At 33.6% G+C, this 25802-nt stretch carries 27 protein-coding genes; 18 read left to right on the plus strand and 9 right to left on the minus strand.

Annotation, left to right across the window (positions count from 1 at the left end; translation table 11 throughout):
• The first annotated feature begins 129 nt into the window (after window positions 1–129).
• The 13 genes from ACNQGN_RS13760 to fabF all read left to right on the plus strand — a co-directional run bounded on the left by ACNQGN_RS13760 (window position 130) and on the right by fabF (window position 13378).
• Window positions 130–1293 carry a hypothetical protein gene (locus ACNQGN_RS13760; protein WP_417988402.1) on the plus strand — a complete coding sequence of 388 codons (1164 nt, stop codon included), beginning with the start codon at window positions 130–132 and terminating at the stop codon, window positions 1291–1293.
• Window positions 1294–1647: 354 nt separating this feature from the next.
• Window positions 1648–2748, plus strand: coding sequence for a Fic family protein (locus ACNQGN_RS13765; RefSeq protein WP_417988403.1), 1101 nt, complete (start codon window positions 1648–1650; stop codon window positions 2746–2748).
• Window positions 2749–2809: 61 nt separating this feature from the next.
• The gene (locus ACNQGN_RS13770) at window positions 2810–2971 is read left to right on the plus strand and encodes a helix-turn-helix transcriptional regulator (RefSeq protein WP_417988404.1); all 162 of its coding nucleotides are present in this window, start codon (window positions 2810–2812) and stop codon (window positions 2969–2971) included.
• 215 nt (window positions 2972–3186) lie between these two features.
• Window positions 3187–4866, plus strand: a complete 1680-nt coding sequence (locus ACNQGN_RS13775; RefSeq protein ID WP_417988405.1) for an ATP-dependent nuclease — start codon at window positions 3187–3189, stop codon at window positions 4864–4866.
• Window positions 4863–6278 (plus strand): UvrD-helicase domain-containing protein, encoded by a 1416-nt coding sequence (locus ACNQGN_RS13780; protein ID WP_417988406.1) that lies wholly within the window; start codon window positions 4863–4865, stop codon window positions 6276–6278. Before ACNQGN_RS13775 ends, ACNQGN_RS13780 begins: the two co-directional genes overlap by 4 nt.
• Before the next feature lie 290 nt (window positions 6279–6568).
• Window positions 6569–7318 (plus strand): hypothetical protein, encoded by a 750-nt coding sequence (locus ACNQGN_RS13785; RefSeq protein ID WP_417988407.1) that lies wholly within the window; start codon window positions 6569–6571, stop codon window positions 7316–7318.
• Between the two features lie 152 nt (window positions 7319–7470).
• Window positions 7471–8463 carry a hypothetical protein gene (locus ACNQGN_RS13790; RefSeq protein ID WP_417988408.1) on the plus strand — a complete coding sequence of 331 codons (993 nt, stop codon included), beginning with the start codon at window positions 7471–7473 and terminating at the stop codon, window positions 8461–8463.
• Window positions 8464–8610: 147 nt separating this feature from the next.
• Complete coding sequence (locus ACNQGN_RS13795; protein WP_417988409.1) at window positions 8611–9408, plus strand: hypothetical protein; 798 nt, start codon at window positions 8611–8613, stop codon at window positions 9406–9408.
• Window positions 9409–9929: 521 nt separating this feature from the next.
• Entirely contained in the window at window positions 9930–10514 is a 585-nt protein-coding gene (locus ACNQGN_RS13800) for a TetR/AcrR family transcriptional regulator (protein WP_417988410.1), read from the plus strand.
• Between the two features lie 206 nt (window positions 10515–10720).
• Window positions 10721–11455: an SDR family oxidoreductase gene (locus ACNQGN_RS13805; RefSeq protein WP_417988411.1), complete on the plus strand. Its 735-nt coding sequence runs from the start codon at window positions 10721–10723 to the stop codon at window positions 11453–11455.
• Between the two features lie 15 nt (window positions 11456–11470).
• Complete coding sequence (locus ACNQGN_RS13810; RefSeq protein WP_417988412.1) at window positions 11471–11902, plus strand: PaaI family thioesterase; 432 nt, start codon at window positions 11471–11473, stop codon at window positions 11900–11902.
• An 8-nt stretch (window positions 11903–11910) separates the two neighbouring features.
• Entirely contained in the window at window positions 11911–12120 is a 210-nt protein-coding gene (locus ACNQGN_RS13815; protein WP_417988413.1) for a DUF2798 domain-containing protein, read from the plus strand.
• A 7-nt stretch (window positions 12121–12127) separates the two neighbouring features.
• Window positions 12128–13378: a beta-ketoacyl-ACP synthase II gene (fabF, locus tag ACNQGN_RS13820; RefSeq protein WP_417988414.1), complete on the plus strand. Its 1251-nt coding sequence runs from the start codon at window positions 12128–12130 to the stop codon at window positions 13376–13378.
• A gap of 539 nt (window positions 13379–13917) precedes the next feature.
• Here fabF and msrA read toward each other — a convergent pair.
• The 7 genes from msrA to ACNQGN_RS13855 all read right to left on the minus strand — a co-directional run bounded on the left by msrA (window position 13918) and on the right by ACNQGN_RS13855 (window position 20175).
• Entirely contained in the window at window positions 13918–14409 is a 492-nt protein-coding gene (gene msrA / locus ACNQGN_RS13825) for a peptide-methionine (S)-S-oxide reductase MsrA (protein WP_417988415.1), read from the minus strand.
• Between the two features lie 179 nt (window positions 14410–14588).
• Entirely contained in the window at window positions 14589–15035 is a 447-nt protein-coding gene (gene msrB, locus ACNQGN_RS13830; protein WP_417988416.1) for a peptide-methionine (R)-S-oxide reductase MsrB, read from the minus strand.
• Window positions 15036–15344: 309 nt separating this feature from the next.
• Window positions 15345–15830 carry a peptide-methionine (S)-S-oxide reductase gene (locus ACNQGN_RS13835; RefSeq protein WP_417988417.1) on the minus strand — a complete coding sequence of 162 codons (486 nt, stop codon included), beginning with the start codon at window positions 15828–15830 and terminating at the stop codon, window positions 15345–15347.
• Window positions 15831–16019: 189 nt separating this feature from the next.
• Window positions 16020–16469, minus strand: a complete 450-nt coding sequence (locus tag ACNQGN_RS13840) for a DoxX family protein (protein ID WP_417988418.1) — start codon at window positions 16467–16469, stop codon at window positions 16020–16022.
• A 209-nt stretch (window positions 16470–16678) separates the two neighbouring features.
• Entirely contained in the window at window positions 16679–17332 is a 654-nt protein-coding gene (locus ACNQGN_RS13845; RefSeq protein ID WP_417988419.1) for an SDR family NAD(P)-dependent oxidoreductase, read from the minus strand.
• A gap of 27 nt (window positions 17333–17359) precedes the next feature.
• Entirely contained in the window at window positions 17360–18115 is a 756-nt protein-coding gene (locus ACNQGN_RS13850; RefSeq protein ID WP_417988420.1) for a DUF1223 domain-containing protein, read from the minus strand.
• A gap of 116 nt (window positions 18116–18231) precedes the next feature.
• Window positions 18232–20175, minus strand: coding sequence for a protein-disulfide reductase DsbD family protein (locus ACNQGN_RS13855; protein ID WP_417988421.1), 1944 nt, complete (start codon window positions 20173–20175; stop codon window positions 18232–18234).
• 429 nt (window positions 20176–20604) lie between these two features.
• Here ACNQGN_RS13855 and ACNQGN_RS13860 point away from each other — a divergent pair, with 429 nt between their 5' ends.
• Complete coding sequence (locus ACNQGN_RS13860; RefSeq protein WP_417988422.1) at window positions 20605–21024, plus strand: organic hydroperoxide resistance protein; 420 nt, start codon at window positions 20605–20607, stop codon at window positions 21022–21024.
• 12 nt (window positions 21025–21036) lie between these two features.
• Window positions 21037–21825: an alpha/beta hydrolase gene (locus ACNQGN_RS13865; protein WP_417988423.1), complete on the plus strand. Its 789-nt coding sequence runs from the start codon at window positions 21037–21039 to the stop codon at window positions 21823–21825.
• A 146-nt stretch (window positions 21826–21971) separates the two neighbouring features.
• On the opposite strand, the gene ACNQGN_RS13870 is transcribed toward ACNQGN_RS13865, so the two are convergent.
• Both ACNQGN_RS13870 and ACNQGN_RS13875 read right to left on the minus strand, forming a co-directional pair.
• Window positions 21972–22733, minus strand: coding sequence for a LytR/AlgR family response regulator transcription factor (locus ACNQGN_RS13870; protein WP_417988424.1), 762 nt, complete (start codon window positions 22731–22733; stop codon window positions 21972–21974).
• A complete protein-coding gene (locus tag ACNQGN_RS13875; protein WP_417988425.1) occupies window positions 22714–23733 on the minus strand; it encodes a sensor histidine kinase in 1020 nt (339 codons plus the stop codon). Before ACNQGN_RS13875 ends, ACNQGN_RS13870 begins: the two co-directional genes overlap by 20 nt.
• Before the next feature lie 354 nt (window positions 23734–24087).
• On the opposite strand from ACNQGN_RS13875, the gene ACNQGN_RS13880 reads away from it, so the two are divergent.
• The 3 genes from ACNQGN_RS13880 (at window position 24088) to ACNQGN_RS13890 (ending at window position 25800) form a co-directional block, all read left to right on the plus strand.
• Window positions 24088–24675 (plus strand): TetR/AcrR family transcriptional regulator, encoded by a 588-nt coding sequence (locus ACNQGN_RS13880; protein WP_417988426.1) that lies wholly within the window; start codon window positions 24088–24090, stop codon window positions 24673–24675.
• Window positions 24676–24757: 82 nt separating this feature from the next.
• A complete protein-coding gene (locus tag ACNQGN_RS13885) occupies window positions 24758–25573 on the plus strand; it encodes an SDR family NAD(P)-dependent oxidoreductase (RefSeq protein ID WP_417988427.1) in 816 nt (271 codons plus the stop codon).
• A 20-nt stretch (window positions 25574–25593) separates the two neighbouring features.
• Window positions 25594–25800 carry a DUF2798 domain-containing protein gene (locus ACNQGN_RS13890; protein ID WP_417988428.1) on the plus strand — a complete coding sequence of 69 codons (207 nt, stop codon included), beginning with the start codon at window positions 25594–25596 and terminating at the stop codon, window positions 25798–25800.
• The last annotated feature ends 2 nt before the right edge of the window (window positions 25801–25802 follow it).

Below are 25802 nucleotides of genomic sequence, written 5' to 3' on the forward strand. Positions count from 1 at the left end.
ATTGCTCAGCCAATGTGTACATCTGTTCTTGTTGATTCATGTCTAAAATTTTGAATCAGCAAATTTAAACTAGATGATTTATGAATCAAAGATGCTTTTAGTGGGACCAATACGTTAAAAGAGTATAAATTGTCTATTAACAATTCTAAAACAATTGAATATAAAAAGCCCATTATTACAGAAATTACAATTGCTAAAGAAAAAATAAATAAATTATTTTCAGAAAACCCAAGATTTTCAATTAAAGAATTAGACAAAAAAGAAACTTCAATTGATGAAAATAAAGAGGATGTTGAAATACTAAATCATAAGTTTTCATTTTACTTTAATCCTGATAATTTAATAACTCAGTATAAAATTTTAATTAAAGAATCAACTGTTGATTACAAAGATGTTTTGAATTATAGCTTGGCTCTTTTAAATAATATTATTGAAAGGAATCTTGTTGTTTCTGAAGAAGTTTATATTGATTATAGGTCAAAAACAATGACAGGTGAAATTGCGGATAAAACTCTTATAAATAAATTAGATAAAGTTGAAGATGCGTTGACCTCACATTTGATAAACTTTATAGATTTTGTTTTTTTTATTTATTCAGTTTCACCAAGAGTAAACTCTACTATTAAAACTTGTCATATTTTATCTAAAATACTTGTTTTTTATAAACTAAAGCGAAAATCAGATAAAGAGTTTATTTTAAGCACTAATAATAGAAATAGAATTTTTAAAAAGATACTTGATGAATCAAGTTTAATAATCAAAAAGAATTCAATTAATGAATATGCACAGATTGAAACGTTATATCTTTTGACTGTGATTAGAGAATTAAATAGAGAGTTTAGAATTCCCGAAGTTATATTAGAGAAATTTATAGGTTTTGACAATGAAAAGAATGAAATTCCAGATTGTCAATTAAATTATTTTTCAATAATGGTATTATTGTTTTATTTTGGGCATTCTAAAAAGTATCCAAAAATTAAGGTTGCATTGAAAATATATATTGAAAACTATATTAAAAGGTTTCCAGTTGAAAAAAGAAGTAAATCTTCTGAGTTAACTCATCTAATAATTGATTTAATTGCTTGTCCGTTTCTTACAAGACAGGATAAAAGAAGGTTTTTTGCAACATACAAAAATAGTAAAGGTGTTAGCGAATTGAAAAACGATTTCGAAACGTTAGATAAAATCCGGTTTTTTCAAAAAAGACACATGAAATATGGGTTTACTAAATGGGAAAGGTTTAATTTAGCAAAGGAATTAGAATACAAAAAAAGTCAAGAGGTTTACTCTTAAAAATATTGTCAACACTATCTCCAGTTTGAATGTGTTATATTTCAATCTAGAATTTAAGAATGATTTATTATTTTTAAATTCACACACTTGTAGTTGGCAGCACTCTGTAAAAGAGGAAAAAGCAAGCAACCTGAGGAGATGAAGGTTGCTTTTTTATTTAGAATTGATAAAGTTCAATCTGTTTTATAATAAAGTATATTCAAAAGCATATAATTTGTTGATTTATATCCTTTTTATATTCAATTGCATATAATACTAAAACATAAAATTTGAAAATGCGGTGAAAAAACAACATAATCACCGCATTTTTTGCGGAGAATAATCGCTACATTTACCGCATAAACTAAAGACACGATGGCAATCTACATTCATCAACTTAAAAATTGGCCTAATTTACATTGGAATGAGCAGGAATTTATTTCTCTATTAAGCGAAGTTAGGAACTTGCAAGGCAAGCTTATGGGCAAAGTTGAATTGCTAGGTTTCGAATTAAAAGGCGAAGCCAATTTAGAAACCTTAATTCAAGATGTTCTGCAAACTTCTGAAATAGAAGGTGAAATATTAAATCCTGAACTAGTTCGTTCCTCTATTGCAACAAGACTTGGATTAGAATATTCTGGTTTAGAACACTCAGATAGACACGTTGATGGAATCGTAGAATTAATGCTAGATGCTACTCAAAACGACAACAAAACATTGACAGATGACCGTTTGTTTGGTTGGCATGCGGCACTATTCCCAACAGGAAGAAGTGGTATGCATAAAATTGAAGTAGCAAAATGGCGTTCAGGCGCTATGCAAGTAGTTTCAGGAGGAATGGGTCGGGAAATAGTACATTATGAAGCTCCTAAACCAGAGCGATTAACGTCAGAAATGAAACAATTTACAGACTGGTATAATAACGATGATAATGTAGAAGCATTACTAAAAGCTGCTGTAGCTCATCTATGGTTTGTCACCATACACCCATTTGACGATGGGAATGGAAGAATTACCAGAGCCATTACCGATATGCAACTTTCAAAATCCGATGGTGTAAATCAAAGGTTTTACAGTATGTCAACTGAAATTAACAAACAAAAGAAAAATTACTATACTATTTTAGAGAAAACTCAAAAGGGTGATTTAGATATTACAGAATGGATCATTTGGTTTTTAGAGTGCTTAAAAAATAGTATTCTTTACTCGAGTACTATCGTTGACAAAGTGGTAAAAAAACACCAATTTTGGGTTAAAAATACTGGCATAATCAATAATAAACGTCAGCAAAAAATGCTTAATAAATTGATGGATAATTTTGAAGGCAACTTAAACACTAGTAAATGGGCTAAAATGGCAAAAACTTCTCCAGATACTGCTCTTAGAGATATAACCGATTTAGTAAATAAAGGTATATTGATTAAAGCCAATTCAGGAGGAAGAAGTACACACTATATTTTAAAAGATACATTTTAAGAAAATCAAATAAAAGATCGTTATAAAACTTAAATTTGGTTCATTTTAAAACATTCGACATATGGAAAGAAAAATGAGAAATTTTCACCCTGGGGAAATTTTAAAAATGAAACTCGTTGAAGGAAGAAAACTTTCAATACGTAAAATTGCGAAGTTGTTAGATACTACAATTTTTGATATTTCTAATATTTTAAATGGTCATACCGAAATCTCCCTACCATAGCTTTACGTCTTGAAACTGTTTTTGGTGGTAAGGCAGATTTTTTTATTCGCTTACAGGCTAATTATAATTTAGAGGGAGCGAAGAAATAGTTTAAATCCTAACTGGATGAATTCATTATTAGAATAAAGATATTTCTTATATTAGCCTGAAACAAATACCAACTTATACAATTAAGCTAATTAGATTTAAGACTAATAAGATAACAACCATAAAATATGCCGAAAATTCATTCACTTTCAATTTCAAACTTTAAAGGCATTAGTCAGTTTGAACAGACATTTGGTCACAGGAATTTTATTTGCGTTATTGGTCGTGGAGATTCTGGCAAAACAACTATACTAGAAGCAATTAACTTAGTTTTATCCTCAAATTGGAATGTTTCATTCTCTGACAACGACTTTCATAATCAAAATATAGAAAAACCAATAGAAATTACCGCCACATTATATGACTTACCTGAAAGTATTTTAAAAGAAAGTAAGTTTGGTTTGCATTTACGTGGTATTGATTTTAGTACTAACATAATTAATGATGAAGTTCAACAAAATGACATACCTTCAATTACTATAAAATTAGTTGTTACTAAATCATTAGAGCCTACATGGTATATCACAAATGAAAGAGCACAACCAGATGTAGAAATTAAATCTTCAGACAGAGCTAAATTTAATACCTTTTTAGTGTCTGATTATATAGATAGGCATTTTTCCTGGAGTAAAGGTTCTCCTTTATATACTTTGTTAAAAGCTGATGATTCTGCTATTAATGCAACAGAATTAATACTTGAAACAATTAGAGAAGCTAAAAACAAAATAGACTCTAGTGCTTTTCCAGATTTACAAGCTATCATAGATAACATTAAAATTAATGCTCAAAAATTCGGTGTAGATCTATCTAAAATTAATACTACTATTGACTTTAGAGATATTATAATAAAAGAAGGCAAAATTAACCTACATGATGAAAATACACCTGTCAGGCTAAAAGGAAAAGGCTCTAAACGATTATTATCTATTGCAATTCAACTTGAACTTTTCAGTTTAAATAATGGAGGGATTTTGTTAATTGATGAAATTGAGCAAGGTTTAGAATCTGATAGAGTACAAAATTTAGCAAGAATTCTAAAAAACAATATAAATAATCAGGTATTCATTTCAACTCATTCTCGTGATGTTATTGTAGAATTAAACTCAGAGGACTTGTACAAGCTTAGTAAAAACTCAAACAAACTTTACAACTTTACAGCCTCAGAACAAGGAACTTTACGCAGTAATCCAGAAGCTTTTTTTGCTAAAAAAATAGTTTTATGTGAAGGAGCTACAGAAGTTGGAATTATTAGAGGATTAAATAATTTCAATTACGGAAAAAATGATTTTAGATTTTCAAGTAATGGGGTTAGATATTTAGACTGTGGTGGCGATTCAAAGATTCAAAAGTATATTGAAGTTTTTAAAGACAAAGAGTATGATTTGTTAGTTTTTTGCGATTCTGACAATGACGTTAGTGTAAAAAGCTTAAAAAAATTTATTGTTGATAACAGTATTGAATCGGTTCAATGTGAATCAGGTAAAGCAATTGAACATCAAGTTTTTTCAGATGTAGATTTTGAAACTATAAAAAAAATCTTTGATTTAGAGTTACTTGAAGATAAAGACTCTTTAAAAGAAAGTATTAAAAGTAAATTTACAGGATCTCAATGGGATGAAGATTTTTTAAAAAATGACAATCTTGATATTAGAAACGCTATTGGAATTGCGTCTAATAAAAAAAGTTGGTTTAAAAGAATTGATTTAGGTACAGAGATTGGTCAAATTTGTATTGAATCTCAAGATAATTTCAGAGGTACGCATTTAGATAAAATGCTAACAAATATTAATAATTGGGCAGGCAAATGATCGATTTAGATAAATTTATAGAACATCCCAAAAGCCTTTTAATAGCGCCAGCTGGTTTTGGAAAAACTCATACGATAACAGAATGTTTATTAAGACTTCCTATTAATTCAAAGAAACAACTGATTCTAACTCATACTCACGCTGGAGTAACTTCAATAAAGGAGAAATTAAAAAAACTTAATGTTCCTTATAACTATGAAGTTGAAACAATTAGTAGTTTTATTCAACGTTATGTTTTAGCATATAATCACAACAATACAATACCTAGTATTGAAGACTCAAAAAAGTACTATGCTTTTCTTAATGATTCAGCACTTAGACTTTTTAAGTCAAATCTTATCTCAAAAGTTATTAAATCTACATACTCAGGTTTGTTTGTTGATGAATATCAAGACTGTACTAAAAAACAACACGAAATAATAAAAATATTAGCCGAATTAATACCTACTAGAATATTAGGTGATTTTCTTCAGGGTATTTTCGAATTCAATGAATCTACAGTGGATCTAACTAGCGCTTCTGAAATGAATGGATTTATCCAAAATTCCTTTGAATTGACTCAACCACAAAGATGGCTCAATGGAAATAATATAGGTTTAGGTAATGATCTAAAAGCTATTCGTGAAAAATTGATTAAGAAAGAGGAAATTGATTTGAAATCATATAAATCAATTGAATTATTGAATTATCCTCCTTTAGATTTACATATTCCAAAAACAGATTATAGTAATTTACTATGGAGATTAATAGGAAATTCTTCTAGCTTATTAATAGTCCATAGCAATACAACTAGTGTTGAACCTAGGAAGAAAATCACACAAAAATTTAACAACTCATTGATACTAATTGAATCTATTGATGATAAATTATTTTACAAAGTTGCGAAATTATTAGACGAAATTGATTCAACAAATTCAGTTATTAAATTACAAGAAATTTCACTTCTATTATTTAACAAGACAGAAATTAATAATTGGTTCAATGATAAAGGATTGAAAAGAAAAATTAATGCAGATGATAAAAAAATAATTGAAGAATTAAAAGTGCTTTTTAAAGATGTTAAAAAAAATAGAAGAGATTTAATTTTAAAAATTTCAGATCTGCCGAAAGTGAAATGTTTCAGACCTGAAGTATTAGATAGTTTATTAGAAGCTATAGAAATCTCCAAAACGGAAAATATAAATTGTTATACCGCAATGATTAATTATAGGAATAAAATAAGACGTTTTGGTAGAAAAATTGAAGGTAAATGCATCGGTACTACACTTCTTACAAAAGGTTTGGAATTTGATACAGTATTAATTTTGGATGCAGATAAATTCAATTGCCCGAAACATTTTTATGTAGCTATAACTAGAGCTTGTAAAAAGTTGGTTATCGTAACAGAGAAGAATAAACTAAGATTTAATTAGAAGCCCTGCTACTCACGCGATTCTTTTATAAAAAATGGTTCCATATAAGGAATTTCTTTAAAGTGAGGCTGTTATAAAAAAAATCACGAATATTTTGAAGCAATAAAAAACTAACACAGGAGAAAAACCGGCATTGGTTTTTTACCGTTCAAATATTACCTGGATATTCCGCTGCAAATGGGTATTCCGGGGCAAACTGGACACCCTATTCCGGGATAAACTGGAATACGTATTGGGCTTAATTTCTTTTTGAAAACGCCCAAGAACAAATTAATCAACACCAGCTATAAATGGAGATTAGAAATAGTAAAGACCAACTTTTTCGTTATCGAAAAGCAAATGAATTTTCCTTAGATGAGTTAGAAAATAGCTATATCTATTTCCCTTCTAGCAATGAACTTAACGATCCTTTTGACGTAAGTCATAATACTTTAAGTTTAACAAAAGAAGATTCTGAAATGGAAAAGCTTTATAATCAAATCTTAAAAGAGTCACCCAACGAAATAACAAAGGCTTATGTCAAAAAAACTTACGGAAACAAACATGATATTCTCCGAGAACTAGTAGTTAACGGTATAGCAAATTATATTTCAACATATGGCATCGCATGTTTTTCTGTAACGCCTATACATGTGGTACTTTGGACATATTATGCAAATCACGAGGGAATTTGCATACAATATGACACAAATCGTGATGAATCATTCTTTAAAGGAGCGCGAAGAGTAGATTATGTTGACAATCTAGGAATAATAAATTTCGAACCAATAACCAATCCGCAGGTAACTAATGATATATTTTATAAGAAATTGAATCTTTGGGAAAAAGAATTTGAAATTCGGTTAGTCAAATCTGGAACAGGGAAACATAAAGTCAATCCTGAATCTGTTAGAAGTATAATTTTAGGTTTAAAAGCAAAAGATGATTTTATAGATAAAGTTATAGACATTGTAAAGAGAAAATATAAACACGCTACATTGTATCAAGCAGAAGTAATGACTGACAGTGTTGGGTTTTCCTTTATTCCTTTTAATCTGTAACGCTGCCTAACTCCAGTTTGTGGCAACTGCGAATATATTTGAAACGGTAGTCGATTTTCCGCTGGAAAATCTCTACTTTAGTAGAAATAAAAAAATCACTCAGCCACAGCTGCTTCAAGCCCCGAAACGTTACTGGTAACCTACCTCAGATTATGGAAAAAGTGATTCTTTTAAAAACTCAATTAGCAGAAGCCGCAGAATTTGCTAAGTCAAATCGTTTTGGACACAAACGCTTAGCAGTAATTCTTCTTGACAATTTCATCGAAATACAATTAACTTCCTTGATGAAACAAAAATTTGAATGGAATGTTTACTTAAAAGGTACTATGTATTCTATCGATAGAAAATTTAAAATCCAAAACCACTTTGACGAATTAATAAAAGCTAGTTTAGAAGAAGAAATTATTACTACTAACGAAAAAATGCTTTTAAGCTTTTGCCATAAAATTAGAAATAATTTATATCATAAAGGCAATGAAGAAAAATTGCTAACACAAGTAGCAATAATAATTTTGTCTGATATAATTAAAGAACATCAACATAAATGGAAAAATGCAAGAATGCTTACTTCGTATCGTTCGGATACAATTGATCCTTACAAAATTGGAGATAGTTCTATTTCAAGTGGAAATTCAGAGGAAAATTGGAAAAAATTTCTAGAAAAATATTTTGTTATAATAGATAGTACAGACAAAACTTCATCCAAATTGATTTCCGATTTTTTAATAGAAAAGATTAAAGATGCTAAAGAGTATTATAAATTTATTCAATCTGAGTTTGATATTTTTTTTCCCCATACTAAAGATTGGACATTTAATGATTTCGTTTTACACTATTCTTTCAAAATAACAAAAGAATCTCAATTGGAAAAAATTAGAGAAAATCCAAATATAACTGAGCAAAAGAATGAAGTTATAAAACTTCAAAAAGAATATTTAACAAAATGGCTAATTAAAAAACCCGAAAGATTAAACGTTTTGGAAATATCATTTGAAAAAATAGACAACCTACCAATTGAAAAAAGTATAGAAAAATTTATAACATACCGAGATGAAACATACTTATATTATGATTCTCTTTTAAAAGCAGCACGGGACTTAGATGACGCTATTGAAAATTCTATAAACATTGCAAGAGGAAAATAAAGGCTACAACTAACACACATTTTTATACATTTCCAATTTAGTGGAATTATAGTTTTTTATCGTATTTTCGTTTAGCCGAAAATACTCGTCTTCGTAAGTTGTAAACTGCGTGAGAGGTGTGTTATCAGTAATCTCACAGCACACAGAATGAAAGAAATTGCCGAAAAATATATAAAAAGTCTTCCAGAAATTAGGAATTTTACCTGTACACTTTTTAAAAATCTAGATTCTTACAAGCAACATGGGACAGGTGTTTTTGTAAAAATTGGAACGAAATATTTTCTATTCTCTGCGGCTCATGTTTTTGATGATTTTGAGAAATTATTCATACCAATCGAAGAAGGTAAAACATTAATAAAACCTGGCGGAAGTATTATTAAAAATAATCCCAAAAAAGATCGAAAGTCTGACGAATTAGATCTGGGAATTTTAATTTTAGACGAGCAATCTGTAAAAGAATTAAGCATTGATTATTCCTTTCTTGAAAGTTCAAACTTAGAGATTAATCACTCTTCAATTGATTTTATGAGTTACATAGTTTTTGGATATCCTAGTAGTTGGTCAAAAAAGTCACATTCAAGAAATTCATTTCACTCTGTTCCTTTTTTTAGTATCACAAAATGCGTGAATTTAAATGAGTATAAGAAATTAAAAAGAAAAGAATACTTAAATCTTATTGTGGAATATGATCGACAAAACACACCCAATCTAAAATCTAAATCCATAAGTTATGGGCCTGATTTATTTGGAATTAGTGGATGTGGTCTATGGTATATTAATCCTTTTGATTTGAAGAGAGAACCAAAATTAATTGGAATTATGAATGAGTGGTCAATATCAAATAGAAACAGATTAATAGCTACAAGAATTGACGCATATACAGAAATACTACGTAAACAAGAGATAATTGATTTTCAAGAATCGGAACTATTCGGATTTAAATAAAAAACTGGCAGATAATACGTTTCTAGATATTTGCAAATTTAATAGAATTACAGTTTTTTATCCTATTTTTATTTTACCGAAATTAAAAAATAAGCAAGTACAAATTATTACTATTATTAATTACTTCTCATTTATCGACAATATCACTACACCTCTTGTACACCTCTCCCCTTCTAAGCCCCTATAAATAAAGAGAAGTAAGATATTGCATCGGAAAGTAGTGTATTTCTAACCCTATCCCAACCTATTTTACAGTATTCAATAAATTTAATCTTAAACGATATTCCGATGGAGACATGGAAAATAAAAAAGTTCAAAAAATGGACAGCCCAAAATAGAGTCTCCCAAATATCTTTGTAAGACTAATACAATATCGAGCTTATTATTATCAAAATTAATTGTACATTTTCTAACTTTTTAGGTGCAGCCTAAAAACAGATTTTAACGCTGTTTTAAAATTTAACATTTCATTAGAAATAAATTATACCAAATGGTATAATTTTGTATCGAAATAATTAAATATGAATAAGTCCGAACGCACCCGACAGTATATAATTGAAAAGACAGCACCTATATTCAATACTAAGGGGTATGCGGGGACTTCTTTAAGCGATATGACTGAAGCCACCGGTTTGACAAAAGGAAGTGTATATGGTAATTTTAAAAACAAAGATGAAGTAGCTATTGCAGTTTTTGAATATAACTTTGGCCGTTTATTAATTATGCTAAATAGTGAAATTAGTAAGAGAAAAACCTATAGGGAAAAACTTTTATGCTTTCCAGAACTATATTTAAATTTTTTAGGTGATAAATTCCCTGTTGGAGGTTGCCCTATTATGAATACAGCAATTGAGGCCGACGACACACACAAGGACTTAAAAAATGCTGCAAAAAAAGCGCTTTTGAAATGGTTTGACAGTTTTGTTTATTTAATAAATAAAGGCAAAGAAAAAGGTGAATTTAAAAGCACCACAAATGCTGAAGATAAAGCTCTAGTTATTATATCACTGATTGAAGGCGCTATAATGATTACAAAAGTAACCGGAAAAACAAACTATTTAAAATCTTTAATGGGCAGTTTAAAAACGATAATTGAAGACTTCTAATTTTTTTTAATTATAAATATACCAATCGGTATAAAATAATTCATAAAAAACGTAACTATAACTTTAACAAAAAGAACTCCAACAGGAGCATTTTTAGGCCGCCTCTCAACACTTAGTGCAAAGGAACTTGGAAGTATACGGAGGCATCGTTGCCATGGAACAAGAAGCATTAATATTTAAATACATAATAATATAAACACGATAAAATGAAAACAACAGACAACACAATATTAATTACCGGGGGAGGCTCCGGAATAGGCTTTGAAATAGCTAAATTATTTTCAAAAAATAATACGGTCGTTATAACCGGACGCAATGAAAACCGATTAAAACAAGCTGTCTCCCAATTAGAAAACACATACTACATCGTTAGTGATATTACCAAAGAGAAAGATATCAATTCTCTCGCGAAAAACATCAAAACACAATTCCCAAATCTTAACTTACTTATTAATAATGCTGGCCTAGCCATTGTACATAATCTTACCGAAAAAGAAGGAAATACTCACGATAAAGCCTTAGAGGAAATCACAACAAATTACCTTTCTACCATAAGAATAACAGAAAAATTACTTCCGATTATTTCATTAAATGACGAATCGGCAGTAATAAACGTTTCTTCTGTAGCGGCTTTAGTACCAAGCCATATGCTTTCAACATATTCTGCGAGTAAAGCAGCTTTACATTCTTATACACAATCCTTAAGATATTTTTTAAAAGATTCGACAGTGAAAGTTTTTGAAGTAATGCCTCCACTGGTTAATACAGAATTTTCGAAAGAAATAGGAGGTAAAAAAGGAATCCACCCAAGTGTGGTAGCCCAGGATTTACTCGATGCGCTAACACAAAATAAGTTTGAGGTTCATGTGGGTGATACAGCAGCTATATATCAGCTATCGCTTTCCTCCCCGAAGGAAGCTCTTAGCGTAATGAACAATTAATTTAAAGAAAAGAAAATGAATCAGGAACCTTTAAATTTTCTCATCCAGCATAAAGATAAAGTGGTAACAAACTCACCCTCTCCTTTTATGGACTGGCTAATGCCCACCGTAGTTTTTGCCGAAAAAGGAAAATTGATTTTTCAGTATAAAATAAGGAAAGAAATGACCAATCCTTTTGGCACATTACACGGCGGAGTAACCGCTGCAATAATGGACGATGCAATTGGAGCTTCATTAATTACTTATGGAGAACCCAGTTTTTACATAACTGTGAATTTAGCGATAGATTATTTTGGAACGGCAAAAGAAGGCGATCTCATAATTTCCGAAACTTTTATCATCAAAAAAGGGAAACAAATAACCAATGCTTCCTGTGAAATTTGGAACAACGACAAAACAAAACTCTTAGCAAGAGGATATACCAATCTATTAAAACAGGATTTATAAATAAATTTATGAAAAAGAAGATTGCATTTTCGATGATTATGGCTATGATAACCACTTTTATCATTTCATTTCTCCTGATTTCCATCAACGTTGGGTTTGGAGACAAATTTATGTCAATATGGCTCAAATCTTGGGCTTTGTCTTATATAATGGCAGTTCCGGCCATATTGATAATTGCACCAGGAGTTAAAAAACTGACGAATCGAATCATTAAATAAAAAAATTATGAAAAGAGTAGTTATTACAGGAATGGGGGTTATTTCTCCAATTGGCAACACCATTAACGATTTTTGGAAAAATATGGTATCCGGTAAAAGTGGAGCAGATGAAATTACCAAATTTAATGCCAATGAATTCAAAACGCAATTTGCCTGTGAGGTTAAAGATTTTCATCCTGAAGAGTATATAGACAGAAGGGAAATTAAAAAATATGATCTCTTTACTCAGTATGCCATAGCTGCCAGCGAGCAGGCTATAAAAGATGCTAAACTGGACTTCGATGCCATGACTGATGACGAAAAAACAGACATTGGCGTTATCTGGGCATCTGGAAATGGTGGGATTGCTACTTTTGAAGAGCAACTCTATGAATTTCATCGTGGAGATGGTAGGCCGCATTTTAATCCGTATATGATTCCAAAAATGATTGCAGATATAGCAGCTGGGGTAATTTCGATCAGACATAAATTGTATGGGCCAAACTATGCAACGGTATCGGCATGTGCTTCTTCAAATACAGCCATCGCAAATGCCTTTGACACCATCCGACTGGGAAAAGCAAAAATTATGATTGCGGGAGGTTCGGAAGCTGCAATAACAATGGCTTCTGTTGGTGGGTTTAATGCTGCTCATGCACTTTCCAAAAACAATGAAAACTTCAAAACTGCTTCCCGTCCATTTGATAAAAACCGTGACGGATTTGTGATTGGTGAAGGTGGCGGAGCTCTAATTTTAGAAGACTTAGAAAACGCTCAAAAAAGAGGAGCCAAAATCTATGCTGAAATTGTCGGCAGCGGAATGGCTGCAGATGCTTATCATTTGACCGGAACTTCACCTGATGGTTTCGGTGCCTATCTCGGCATGAAAAAAGCCTTAGAAGAAGCCCAAATAAAAACTACCGAAATCGACTATATAAATGCTCATGCTACTTCTACAAATATCGGAGATTTAAGCGAAATAACCGCCATTAAACGGCTATTTAAAAACGACCCGATTATTGTAACAGCAACAAAATCAATCACTGGACATCTCTTGGGGGCTGCAGGAGCAGTAGAAAGTATCATTAGTATTCTTTCGATAAACAATAATACTATTCCAGCCACCATTAATACTATAACACTAGATGAGGACATACCGGAAAGCATACAGATTGTCTTAGAGAAATCTCTTGAAAAAGAAGTAAAATATGTAATGAACAACACTTTTGGCTTCGGAGGGCATACAGTTACAACCATATTTAAAAAATTCATTATCTAAAAACATAACCGATTAAAAAAAACTTATCCTTAATAATTATAACCAGTTTCTTTTGGAGTTGTGCCACTAGACCCAACAACCAATCCCCAATTAAAAAAAAATATTATTTCCTGTTTCAGCCTGCTTTGGAGATTGCCTAATTTATCATTTGAAAGTTAAAAATGATAAAAAAATTACGTTAATTACTGAGAAATTATTCCCCAACAAACTGAAGTTAAACGAATTTGAAAAACAGAATTTCTAACCTGAAAAGAAAATAGGGATTATATTTTAAACTGGATGCGTAAATACTAATCCCGTCGATAGAGAGTTCGAACTAAATTCTAACTCATATTGAAGATAAGAATTGAGACATTATATAAAATATCAAAGTAGCTAATTGCCTAGCTACTTTAATATTGTTTATTTAGAATAAAAAAAATATTTTTTACCATATATTTTTCAATCTTGTAGAAGTTGTGCAACAATTACCGCTGGTACGTGCAACTGGTACTGCCCTTTGAAATAGTAAGATTAGGTTCGGTTTTCCCGCGCAGCCATTACAGGAAAGTCCCAAACCTCTCAAAATGGCAAGTGTAGCCATTGGGATTCTTTACTAGGTAGTCCTGGTGATATTCTTCCGCAGGCCAGAATTTTGTATAGGGCTCGAGTGTTGTGACCACTTTACCCATCCACCTTCCTGAATCATCAACGATCTTAATGACTTCCTCGGCAACTTCTTTCTCTTGCTCATCCTGAATAAATATAGCCGATCGGTAACTGGAGCCCTTGTCATTCCCCTGTCTGTCAACTGTTGTTGGGTCATGCACCCTGAAAAAGTAGTCCAATAGGTCCTTATATGATATTTCATTTGGATCGTATGTTATTTCTATTCCTTCTGCGTGTCCCGGGTGATCGTGATAGGTCGGGTTCTCGTTCTGTCCCCCTAAATAACCTACTTCAGTGTCCTTTACGCCCGGGCGCACTCGGAACAGGTCTTCCATTCCCCAAAAACAGCCTCCGGCTATGTACGCTTTTTTTAAATTTTCCATAATTATTCTTTATTTTATTAATTATAAATTTTTAAGAAACAACCTCACTTTATATAGACAATGAAGTCTTTCCTGAATTGATTGAACTTATGAACGATTCCAAAATACATCAGGATTTAGTTCTGTTTTGGTGCTCCTCTTCTGCTTGGCAAAAATTTTTAGACGGTTTTAGTGGATTCTTATTCTTTTATCTTAACTAAAGAAACCGCATTGATACAATATCGAAGTCCACTTGGTTCCGGTCCATCAGGAAAGACATGCCCAAGGTGTGCATCACACACGCTGCATAATGCCTCTACCCTAATCATCCCATAACTAGTGTCCTTATGGTACGCTACACTATCCTCGGATATCGGCTGGGTAAAGGAAGGCCAACCCGTACCGCTTTGAAATTTTTCAGAAGCGTCAAACAGAGGTGTCCCGCAGCAGATACACCCGTACTTCCCCGGCTCAAAAAGGCTACACATTTCCGAACTATGAGCCCTTTCGGTTCCTTTTTTTCTCGTGATGAGATATTGTTCTGGGCTTAAAAGGGCTTTCCATTCGCCATCCGTTTTTTCCACCCTCTTTGGTGGCTTCACATTGCCATGTGAGGCAAATTTTATTATATCATTCCACTTTAACATAGCTCTTGTTTTTAGTTTACCATTGAATCTCTATCTGAATAAAACCTATGCTGAAAATTCTGCTTACTTTTCTATTTCCAGATAGTAGCCGCTATTTTATTACTAGTTTATATTTTATTCTCCATTAGACTAACTTAGCGGACATATTGTTACTCCCTTGTATCAAACCCGACCATACAGGCAGGCGGTTTCCGAAGAGCATACCTCCTTGTTTACTTTCTTAATTTCCATGGTACTCCACTTTATTTATTATTTATCGATGTTTCAATTTTAAAATGCAGCCCGTTCAGTTTTTTTTTACATTCTTGGCTAAAAATCGCCGTGCGCCTGCCCACCAAACTTTTTCCGGATCAAAGCAAGCTTTGGGCTTATATAGGTTTGGCAAAATGGCGCCTCTTTATTTTTTAGGTAATAGTTGAGTTGGTTTTCAGTATTCTTTCTGAATCTGCTAAAAACAAGAGACCGTGTTATATAAGTTAGGTTATTCTGAGATGACAACTGCAAAATCCTTCGCTTAATAGTTTCATTGTCCCCACCATCAAAATAATAAACTGCCGAACGGTATTTCTCGCGCATACTATGGGCACTGCTGCTACTATGGGTAAGTAGGTGCACCTCGATGAGGGTGTCCAAAGTGATCTCCTCATTAAAATGTACCACTACGGCTTCCGAGAAGGCATCATCAGGTGCTACAGAGGCAATCCACCCCTGTTCTACCCGATCCACTCCATGAAATGCCTGAAAAATTGCTTCTGTACACCAATGGCATCCTCCCCCAAAACCTATCTTATTCATAACTGGTAAATATTTTATAGTAGTACTAAAGTCTTACTACGATTGCTACTATTGAAATGGTCAGCTGTGATTTCGCTTTTGCGATTTCTTTCAGCCTTCGTAATTCTTTAATTGTGAAGCACGGTTTTTATTTTTTTTTACCGCAATTTTTAAACATTGACCCTAGAACTGTTAACTATATATCCTATTTTACATTAGCCAAAAATCGATAGAAAGGGGGCCACTTCCCTCAATGATAATGACCAAAAGCAATGACAGCAAGAGTATGAAATACTCAATGCCTTCACCCTTCTTCTTCCCCAACCAATTCAGTGTCCACCCATCTGGCAGATGATTAAAAAGTGCGCCTGTAAAAATGATAAAATTCACCAGCGCTGCTAATCTCCCCAGACAGCCAAATATAAGCATAACACTTCCAAAAGATTGCCCAATTATAACCATCCAAGCGATAGTTATTGGAATTTCCTTCTTTTTAAAACTTTTTAGGGATTCAGCAATGCCAACACCACCACCAAAATCATCAAACCAACCAAGTAGCTTTTGCATTCCGTAAGGAAAAATAATAATTCCGGCCACCAATCTGCATAAAGTATAAACCCAGTTGGGTTCTGTCTGTAATAAATCATTAAGAATTTCCACCTTGTTCCGCTTTAGTAATTGATTGAATCGGTTAATGCTGCCAACGTAAAATTAAAGATTTATATGTGAATCTCATATAAAACAGTCCTTCATTATTTATGACTTTTTAATAATCTAAGTACTAATTTACGATCAATCCAAAAAGGATATTCGTTTTTTTACAGTAATAATAGATTAAAAAAAGGGAACTACTACACCGGTTTGATTTTTCAGAAAGACCTGCTTTGGCTATGCCAAAATTGCTCAGCCATTGTACTGTATGCCCTGCCTTCTGATATTTTATGTACGCTTTCTGCAGCAATAGTGCTCCATTCCGATTTCACACCGTCCGGCTCAATAAGCAAAACATCAATACCAAATAGCTGTGCTTCTTTCCTTATGCTGTTGCTTATAGCTTCTAATGCATAACTACTGGCTTTATTCCAACCTGATAATTCAACTTCTTTATTGCTATCAATCGAAGATATCATAACTATCTTACCGGACTTTTGTCTTCTCATATACGGCAAAACCAATTGTGATAATCTTGCCATGCCAAAAACGTTCACATCAAATTGATATTTGGCCTGTAAAATAGTAGCATCTTCTATTGCTCCCAACAACTCAAATCCGGCACTATTAACAAGGATATCAATTCGCCCTTCATTGGCAATTATTTCATCTATTCCGCTTTGCATTTCATCATCCTTAGTAATATCCGTCATCATTATTTGGGCGCCGAGTCGCTTCAGGTCCATAATCTTTTCTTTCCTTCTGGCTGATGCATAAACTACATAACCATATTCCAGCAAAAGTTTAGCGGTAGCTTTCCCAATATCTGAAGAAGCTCCCATTATCCATACTACTTTATCTTTGTTTTCCATCACGATACTGGTTTAATTTTATGGATGTCAAAAGCCGGATTTTGCAGCTCCTAAAATGGCTCCCGTAGCGTTATCCTGAATAAAACCTATAATCTCCCCATTTCGAGAATCAAAATTCTTCGGAAAATATACGTTTAGACTTCCTTTTTCGTCAACAGCTATTTTTTGGGAAATCAAATTCCTCACGATTTGATAATGAGAAAGTAACTTCCCTTCGTTTTCTCCACGCTGAACTTTGCTTTTTACTGATTTTTGTACTAGTGCAACGATTAAACGGCTGCCTTTTGAATTTCCGGAAACCTTATAGTTGACCACTACCCAGGTTTTTCCTTGTTGTGCTGAAATAACTAAGCTCGCTGGAGCGGATTTCGAAAGCGCCTTTGTAATACCACCTCTAATTAGTGTTTCCTGAGAACCGATATAATCTGCTTTACCGTTTATAATTAGCTGCGGAGTATAGATCGGTTCCTTTTTAAGCCATTTGGCATATTCGTACTGTCTCTTGGTGTAATCCGAATTACTGAAAAGATCTTTCCAGCCCAGATCATCCCAGTAATCTACGTGATACGAAAGGACATAAATGGGCTTGTCCTTGTATTCCTTTTGGATTTTACCCATAAGCTCATCTGCTGGAGGGCAACTGGAGCAACCTTCTGAGGTGAACAGTTCCAAAACTGCAAAACCTTTTTTAGCATTCTTGTTGGTACTACTTTGACCAAAAGCTGTGCTACTAATAACTAATGCTAAAAGCAATAAAACGGATGTAAATTTAATAGGTGTCATGTGTAAAGAATTTAATTAATTATGCAACGAAATTAGCAGCTAATGAGCAGGCCATATACTACAAAGTGGCTGAAGTGGACAAATTGACCCTCAAAGTAGTCAAAGACTGCCATCAATTATTTTGAAATTCCGGTTTGAAGCCATTCTTTATATTCCTTTATATCAGGAACATAACCTGCTGGTTGATTCAGATCGTTTCCATCAGAATCTAAAATAACGTAGAAAGGTTGTGCATTGGCTTTATAGCGTGCAATCTGAAAATCACTCCATTTGTTTCCAACTGTTTCAATGCTTTTACCGGTTTCCTCAGAAATATATTGTTGGTTTTCCGGTAATGTCCGTTTGTCGTCAACATGCAATGATATAAGTACAACATCATTTTTTAAGATGGATAATATTGAAGGATCAGACCAAACATTATCTTCTATTTTACGACAATTTACACAGGCATATCCAGTAAAATCTAACAGGATCGGTTTATTGATCGATTTGGCATAAGCAATTCCTTTATCATAATCCGTAAAGGCAGTGATACCATGAGGCCCTAACTCAGCACCTGACGGCAATACCACCGCAGTTTTCGCTTCAGCGGATCCTCCAACTCCCTTAGGTGATTCAGCATACGTCAATGGTGGTGGAAAACCACTAATCAACTTTAAAGGTGCTCCCCAAAGGCCGGGAATTAGATAAATCGTAAAGGACAATACCAACAGCCCTAAGGACAATCTTCCCACCGTAATCTCATCAACTGTGTCATGTGGCAACCTGATTTTTCCAAACAGATAGAGCACAAATGTTCCAAAAATAGCAATCCAAACCGCCAAAAACAGTTCACGTTCCAACCAATGTAATTGTAAAACCAAATCAGCATTCGATAAAAACTTGAACGCTAATGCCAACTCTAAAAACCCCAAACATACTTTTACGGTATGCAACCATCCTCCTGATTTTGGTAAAGAATTTAACCAACCCGGAAATAAAGCAAATAACATGAATGGTAAAGCTAAGGCTGAAGAAAACCCTAACATGCCAACTATCGGTGCCAAACCTCCCTTCGAGGCTGCTTCAACTAGTAAGGTACCCACTATCGGACCTGTACATGAAAAGGAAACGATTGCCAATGCGAGAGCCATAAATAAGATTCCGAGAATTCCACCTCGATCGGCTTGTCTATCTACTTTATTGGCCCAGGAATTAGGGAGTACGATTTCAAAAGCCCCTAAGAAGGATAAAGCGAAAACTACTAATAGAACAAAGAAAGCCAGATTAAACCAAACGTTAGTTGACAAAGCATTTAACGCGTCTGAACCAAATAACAGGGTAATTACGCTTCCTAAAAACAGGTAAATTAAAATAATCGAAATTCCATACATAATAGCGTTCCTAATCCCTTTTGCTTTGCTTTTACTTTGTTTGGTAAAGAAACTTACTGTCATCGGAATCATTGGAAATACACAAGGAGTTAGTAAAGCAGCAAAACCCGATAAAAAAGCGATGAAGAAAATAGACCACAGTCCCTTTCCAGATATCGTAACTGGATTTTCGGTCACTGGTAATTTTTCTGTTCCTTTTTTTACAAGAACAAAGCTTTTTACAATTTTGCCTTCTAACTTGGAAGTATCAAACTCTAAATAAGTTCGTTGCGGAACACAAACTTCTTTGCATACCTGGTAAACAAGCTCTACCTGTACCAACTTATTATCTGGTTCTGTTACTCGTATTTGCTGCTGAAGCTGGACCTTATCTATAAAAAAGGTCTCATCAACGCCAAATACATCATTGAACTTTGTTGCCGTCAGACTTTCAGTAGCTTTCCCAATAATGTTGAAATTGTCCTTACTATTCGGAAACAAAAGCTGTAATGGGGCAGCACCTCCTTTCGGAGTAAATTGAGAATAAAGGTGCCAGTCTTTTTCAAGAGTACCATTAAAAATTAAAAGATACTCAGTATCCGATTGTTGCTCAATCCTTGCCTGCCACTTTACAGGAGTAATTATCTGCGCATTTGCACTAGAACAGGCAAAAAATGCTATCGCTAAAATGTGTTTGAGATATCTCATGATAATTAATTTTTTTGAGCGAAATTATATTAGAATCCCTAGTGGCGAAATTTTAAAATAAGGGAACAAGACATATCAATGGATAAACCGGACAAATGGTAACCTGAATTCAATTTTCGTTTGTCATTTCCAATCTAAATATCAGATTTATTGCAAACTACCAACTAATAATTATTGCGGGTAAACTATAAAATCTAATCAACTAATAGGCTTACAATATGCTGCATGGATTTATAGGAAGAACTCCGTGTAGTTGCTAAAGAACTTCTCTGCAGCCCTCAAACCACTTCGCTATGTACTTTAAAAAAGTTCAAGTTTGAAAATGTCTAACTCACGGTAAAGTTTGTCTACTTAAAGATAAAACCGTTTGAGTTCAGTGCATTGCCAAGATACCTTTGACCCATAATTTTAATATTTAAATCATAAAAAATGGAAACAAACAATGCAAAAGTGGTTTACACAGGTGTAACACACACTACGGGTGGCAGAACTGGTGAGTCTCGCAGTTCAGATGGTAAGTTAGACATTAAACTTTCATCTCCTGGCTCTAATGGAAACGGTACTAATCCAGAACAATTATTTGCTGCAGGTTGGTCAGCTTGCTTTATTGGTGCTATGGGAAAAACAGCAGCCAATTTAAAAGTAACTCTCCCTGCTGACCATTATGTTAGTACTGAGATAGACTTAGTAGCCAGCGACGAAGGCTATTCGCTACAGGCACGTTTAAACGTAAGCTTACCTGGCTTAGATATTGAAGTAGCACAAAGTATCGTAGATGGTGCGCACCAAGTCTGTCCGTATTCAAAAGCAACACGTGGTAACATCAATGTTACAATTAATCTAATCTAAAATTAGGTACAAATGAAGATCTCATTAAAACAGCAGTTGTGGTTTAAAAAGTATGCAGCCATTACATTGGTACTAACGGCCTTATTTATAGGAACCACCAAAATTCATGCGCAGCAAAAATTCGCTAAGAATATTGTGATTGTACATGGCCTTTATTTAGATGCCTCCGGTTGGAAAGGAGTCTATTCTATACTAACTAAAAAAGGGTATCATGTGACATTGGTACAAAATCCCCTGACATCCTTAAAAGATGATGTGGCGGCGACTACCAATATTTTAGACAATCAGGATGGACCAACTATTTTAGTAGGGCATTCTTGGGGTGGAACTGTGATAACCGAGGCAGGCATGCATCCTAAAGTTGTAGGTTTGGTTTATATAACAGGATTTATGCCCGATAAAAGCGAAACTACCCGAAAATTGGCTAGCTCATTTCCGAAACTTCCTGAAATGAGAACAGAGGCACCGGACAAAGGAGGCTTCGTCTTCTACGACAGAAGCTCTTTTAGGGTCGGTGTTGCGGGCGAATTAAGTAAAGAGGATGCTGATTTTATGAATGCTTCTCAAATACCAATCCACAAAGATTGCTTTGATGCTCCACTCAGTGCTGCTGCTTGGAGAACTAAACCAAGTTATGGAATTTTGACGCTTAACGACCGAACAATTAATCCGGATCTTCAAAGAAGTATGTACAAAAATGCGAAAGTAAAAGTTACCGAATTAAAAGGAGGTCATGTAGTCTACATTTCACAACCCCAAGCAGTTGCTAACGTAATTATCGAGGCCTCATTGCAAAAGTAAATTAGTAATTATAATTGGTTTTTAATTTGTTTACTTTGGAAGAAAGCCGCTCCCTTAGCGGCTTTCTTTATTGTAAGAAATAATACTTTCAAAAATTATAGATCGCACTCGTATCAAAAATACAAAACTACAGACACCAAATAATATTATCTGTTTTCCATCCAATGCAAAAAGCTACTTGATCTTTCCTTGTTGATCAAAAGTCTTTCTGGCGTCTCAATGACTAATTTCACATATAATTTGCGCGCAAAATAAGGTTCTATTTCCTTAATCGCATTAAAATTAATAATATACTGTCGGTTTAATCGGTAAAACAGCGAAGATGGTAACAGCGAATAAATTTGATCCAATGATTGGTTGACCGAGTATTCCTGCTTATCAAGACAAACGATATGCACACTCTCATGCTTGATACAAAAATAAGCGATTGTATCAGTTTGAACTGTACTATACTTGTTATGCTTAAATACCAAAAAACTCTTCTTACCTCCTTGTGGCTCCAACCTGCTCAATAAGTTTCCGATATCAGCAACAAGATTTTGCTGAAAGTAATTTTTAAGCTGATCCACTTTCTCAAAAGCGATTTCAATATCATCCTTTGAAAACGGCTTTAGTATATAATCAATACCATTCGCTTTAAAAGCTTCCAACGAGTATTCATTATATGCAGTGCAAAAAATAACAGGACAATTAATAGTAACATTTTTAAAAATGTCAAAAGAAAGTCCATCAGCCAATTGGATATCCATAAAGATAAGACCCGGCATCTCATTCTCAGATAAATACTTTACAGCACTTTCAACACTTTGAAGTTGAGACACAATGGTAGCAGCTGGTCTCACAGCCTTTATCATCGTTACCAAGGACTTAGCAGCTTTTAGCTCGTCCTCAATGATTAAAATGTTCATAAATTATGGGAAGTTTTACTGCGAATGTTCCATTCACATCAGTTATTACTATTTTTTTGTTCAATAAATGTAAGTAACGCTGGTTGATATTCTCCAACCCAATACCGGTCGAAGTTTCAGGATTAATTTTAAGCTGAATCCCATTTTCTATGATAATATAGTCACCGTCGATATATATTTTAATCCACAACGGTTTATCTAGTGAAACAACATTATGCTTGACACAATTCTCAATCAATAATTGTAAAGTAAAAGGAGGTAAGAGTGAATTCATATATTGATTGCCGACAGTAATTGTCAAATCAATTCCGGCTTCAAATCGGGTCTTAAGTAAAAAAGTATATGCATTGACAATCTTCAGTTCTTCCTCTAACCTAATGAGATCTAATTTTCTGCTCTCCAGTGTAAACCGATAGAAATCCGATAGCTTTAAAATAAACTCCACAGTATGCTCATCATGAGTTTCCGCCATATACTTTAAAGTATTTAAGCTATTAAAGAGAAAGTGAGGATTAATTTGCTGTTTCAATAATTCATATTGGGCTCCCAGATTGATGGATTTTGACCTTTCAAACGCCACTCCTACCTGCTGGTTGTAGTGACTTTGATACAATAAATGTAAAAACATAAAAAATATAAGATTAATCAATACACCACGAACCTCAAACATCAACATTGAAGCACCAAAATCTAAATAAGGAAGTAAAAACTGCTGCAGAAAGGAAAGTGCCAACATCATCCCTATCCCAAAAAGTAAACTCCACAACAGCCGCAGTACTGAGATCTCCTGGGAATCATTTTTCTGATAGGTTTTTGGAAGCATATAAATGTTAAAATACCATATAAATACGGAAAACAGAAAGGTAAGTACCGAATTAACCAAAGCTTCACCAGGATTAAAATGCCGTTCAGCGATCTTTGGAACTGAAGATAAAAGCCCTAAGGCTAAGGAGCTGCCCCAAATGAGCCAAGGTGATACTTTAAAGGGTTTTCTATTCATAAAAGTCTTTATTTAAATTAAAAAAGGCTTAGTTAAAGATAAGCTTTATTGTTTAATCTTGAAGCTGTTCTTATTTTTTCAGCACGTTATACCAGGTAAAAGTAATCGATGTCTTTTAAGGCACCAATCAATTTCTGCCTGAAACAGACAAATTCATAAGTCAACCAGACTTTAGAAACCCTGACACTGGCATATTGTAAATTAATAATCAAAATGATACTGTGTAGCAATTACCAAAATTCAAGTTATAAATCTCTTTAAAATCAATGTTTTCAGAGAATTACAAAAAATAATTTGCTTTTTATTTTTTTATATGACCGAACGGTCATATATTTGCATTATAATTCATTCACAATGTCAAAAGGAGAAGCAACAAAACGATTTATCATTGAGCAGGCAGCGCCACTTTTTAACACAAAAGGGATAGCAGCGACAGCCATGAGCGATATTATGGAAGCCACAAAACTTTCAAAAGGAAGTCTGTATGTACATTTTGAAAATAAAGATCTTCTCGTTGCAAGTGCGGTGGATTACAATATGGAACAACTCACAAACAAATTGAGGAGCAAATTAAGCCAATACAAAACAGCCAAAGACACATTATATGGTTACCTCGACTTCTTTATTGACCCAACTCAGCCGATTATAGCCGGAGGATGTCCAATGCTAAATTTTGGTATGGAAGCAGATGATACCAATGAGTTGATTAAAAAGAAAGTAAATATTTTAATAAATAAAAGTCAAAAATTACTGTCAGATATCATCAAAGAAGGAATTGGTAATGGCGAATTTAAAGCTGATTGGAACCATGAGGATTTTGCCACCATCATGTTTGCTATGATTGAAGGCGGTGTTCTAATTTGCAGAGTGGCCGACAACAACGCTAAGATGAAAGTCATCAATGATAATCTAAAAAAAATGATTGCAGCACAAACACTGTAGTTTTTTTTTATTCAAAATATGACCTATCGGTCATTTATATTAAATAAAAACAATTCAAATAATTAATTAAAAAACAAGAACAATGTCAAAAACAATTTTAATTACAGGCGCTTCAAAAGGATTTGGTAGAATCTGGACAGAAGCTTTTTTAGAACAAGGTTACCAAGTAGCAGCTACGGCTAGAAATATTGAGCCACTCAACGATTTGGTTTCAAAATACGGTGAGGCCTTTTTACCCTTTTCATTAGATGTAAATGACCGTGAAGCAGCGTTTGCAGCGGTAAAGAAAGTGCACCAACATTTTGGAAAAATTGATGTACTAATCAACAATGCGGGTTATGCCCTATTTGGTGCTATTGAAGAAGCCAGTGAGCAAGAAGCCAGGGATCAATTTCAAACCAATTTTTTCGGTGTTTTATGGATGACACAGGCAGTGTTACCTATTATGAGAGCACAAAAAAGCGGACACATCATCCAAACATCCAGCATATTGGGCCTTGTAACCTTGCCGTTCGTGGGATTGTATAATGCATCTAAATTTGCCATCGAAGGTTTTAGCGAAAGTTTGGCTTCGGAGGTAAAAGATTTTGGAATCAATATAACCTTGGTAGAGCCTAATGGTTACGCCTCTGACATTTGGAAAAACGAGACTCATTCACAAGGTATAGCGGCTTATGATGGCGTTAAAAAAATTGCTTCCGAAAGTGGAGCAACAGGTTCTTTCGGTAGTATTGAGGCTACTGCTGGTGCATTAGTGAAATTAGTAAATACTTCTAATCCACCGTTGCGTTTGTTGTTAGGTAAAGTAGGACTTCCTCTTGTAAAACAAGTTTATGAACAACGATTGGCTGTATGGGAAGAATGGGCAGAAGTATCTGAAAAAGCACACGGCAATTAATTACTAAAACATCAATTATCATGAAACAGAAAATAGCATTTGCCATGATTATGGGCGTGATTACGACAGGAATAATCTCATTCAGTCTTATCTCCATCAACATTGGATTTAATGACACCTTTTTAGGGATTTGGCTTAAATCTTGGGGAATGGCTTATGTAATAGTCATACCGGCTATTTTGGTTATTGGCCCAAGGATACAAAAAGCAATTGACAAAAGAATCTAAAT

It is taken from the genome of Flavobacterium rhamnosi, from assembly GCF_048286515.1.
Taxonomy (GTDB): domain Bacteria; phylum Bacteroidota; class Bacteroidia; order Flavobacteriales; family Flavobacteriaceae; genus Flavobacterium.